General features: G+C 39.9%; 3 protein-coding genes. All 3 read left to right on the forward strand.

The window, feature by feature from the left end; all coding sequences use genetic code 11:
• Nucleotides 1-183 precede the first annotated feature (183 nt).
• A complete protein-coding gene (locus G5B12_RS16890; protein WP_005344285.1) occupies nt 184-564 on the forward strand; it encodes a type II toxin-antitoxin system PemK/MazF family toxin in 381 nt (126 codons plus the stop codon).
• Nucleotides 545-793 carry a DUF6870 family protein gene (locus G5B12_RS16895; protein WP_015568866.1) on the forward strand — a complete coding sequence of 83 codons (249 nt, stop codon included), beginning with the start codon at nt 545-547 and terminating at the stop codon, nt 791-793. Before G5B12_RS16890 ends, G5B12_RS16895 begins: the two co-directional genes overlap by 20 nt.
• A gap of 108 nt (nt 794-901) precedes the next feature.
• Nucleotides 902-1,596 (forward strand): recombinase family protein (locus tag G5B12_RS16900; RefSeq protein ID WP_174088934.1); only part of this gene is annotated, 695 nt, incomplete at its 3' end.

Consider the following 1,596-nt stretch of genomic DNA (forward strand, 5'->3'; position numbering starts at 1 on the left):
GGAGTAACGATTCGGGGTATCGAGGATAAATAGAATCGAGCGAGCACTGTTTAATAATCAAATTGGCTATAGAGGTTATGCGGCAGAGCTTTCCGTCTTGGAAAGGAACTCTGCCGTATTCCTGTGGAGCTAATATAGCGCTATGAATGCTTTACAAATAAAAAAGGATTGGAGAGATGACAAGTGACGATTCGAAGAGGAGATATCTTATGGGCGGATCTCGGTATGTTCCCGACAACTTCGGTTCAGGGTGGAGTAAGACCGGTGATCGTAGTAAGTAACAACAAAGCTAATACATACAGTTCAGTCATTACAGTAGTTCCGCTGACGTCAAGAATATATAAGAAGCGGTATTTGCCAACACATGTATTTATCAGTAAATATGACATGACAGGGATCCGAAAAGGAAGCCTAGCCTTGGCCGAACAGGTTATGAGCATTTCTACAAAATGTATTATTGAGAAATGCGGAAGAGTAAATAAGTGGAGCCTGGATCGGGTACTGAAAGCAGTACGGATTCAGATGGGAATGGAAGGAGAAGGGCATGACGGCAGAGGAATATAGAAACTATCTGGAGCAGGATTTCAGTGATGTAGATATCAATGAAATGACTGACCTACGGATGATAAAAGCAGACAGAAATAAATCGCTTCAGGAACGGAGAGATATTTTTCTGAATAAAGTAGGAAATCCATATTTGGTCCGGATCGGTAATATGAAAGTAAAAGTCAGATTTGCTAATAACGGTATATCTATGGAGCAGGCATTTGAGAATATGCTTCTGAGTGTCTGAAAAAGTACTGGCAAGATTGAGGGGACTGTGTTAGAATGTCGGTAAGGACAAATTATGCAGCCCCCTTTTATTACATGGATTTTCTGACGTAATAAAAGGAGGTAAGATATGTATCAGAATATCAATAAAATCTATCATGCCGCCATCTATGTCAGATTATCTAAAGAAGATGGCGATATTTCCAGTTCAGCAAAACTGGAAAGTAATAGCATTTCTAACCAGAAAGCTTTGATTCTGGATTTCCTGAAAGACAAAAAAGATATTGAAGTTGTTTCAGTCCGAGTTGATGATGGATACTCAGGCTCTAATTTTGAGCGCCCAGCATTCCAGGCAATGCTGGAAGATATCCGGCGTGGGATTGTAGACTGCATAGTGGTAAAAGACTTATCACGATTTGGAAGGGAATATATTGATTCCGGGAAGTATATCGAGAGATTATTCCCGGCTCTTGGTGTGCGCTTCATTGCCATCAATGACAATTATGACAGTCTCAAGGGAAAGAATCAGGCAGACGAAATCATTATCCCATTTAAGAATTTAATCAATGATGCTTATTGCCGTGACATTTCTATTAAGATCAGGAGTAATCTTGAGATTAAGAGGAAAAAAGGCGAATGCGTGACTCCGTTTGTAGCTTTTGGATACAGGAAGACAAAGACAGATAAGCATAAATTAGAGATTGATCCATCTGCAGGCAGTGTAGTACAGGATATTTTTAAGATGAAGCTGCAGGGAATGAGTCAGGATGCGATCGCTAATCGTTTAAATGAACTGGGTATTCTTTCCCCATTTGAGTATAAAAT

Source organism: Blautia sp. MSK.20.85, from assembly GCF_013317245.1.
Taxonomy (GTDB): Bacteria; Bacillota; Clostridia; order Lachnospirales; family Lachnospiraceae; genus Blautia_A.

Bases quoted from the DNA above. Each gene is read 5' to 3' on its own strand.
- G5B12_RS16895 (WP_015568866.1), top strand. From the start codon at position 545: ATGACGGCAGAGGAATATAGAAACTATCTGGAGCAGGATTTCAGTGAT.